Origin of the sequence: Neisseria sp. P0014.S009 (assembly GCF_051958155.1) — a bacterium.
GTDB classification, from domain to species: Bacteria; Pseudomonadota; Gammaproteobacteria; order Burkholderiales; family Neisseriaceae; genus Neisseria; species Neisseria flavescens_C.
Genome location: NZ_JBQCVS010000288.1, coordinates 1 through 233 on the forward strand (window position 1 = coordinate 1; position 233 = coordinate 233).

Genomic DNA, 233 nt, shown 5'->3' on the forward strand with positions numbered 1-233 from the left:
GGGCATTTTGTCGGCCATGAATGCCGAGGAGCTGGCGCAAGCCATTGCCGAAGAAGACGTCAAACGCCTCTCTTCCGCCCCCGGCATCGGCAAGAAAACCGCCGAGCGCATGGTATTGGAACTGCGTGGCAAACTCGTGTCCCATACCGTTTCAGACGGCCTATTTGCCCCTGCTGCCGTTGCCGACGAAAGCCAAGACATCATCAACACCCTGCTTGCACTCGGCTACAACG

At 58.4% G+C, this 233-nt stretch carries 1 protein-coding gene; it reads left to right on the plus strand.

All coding sequences use genetic code 11. The features are described from left to right. The coding region (locus ACTHS4_RS12685) for a helix-hairpin-helix domain-containing protein (protein WP_440366065.1) at nucleotides 1-233 on the plus strand (233 nt) is incomplete at both ends.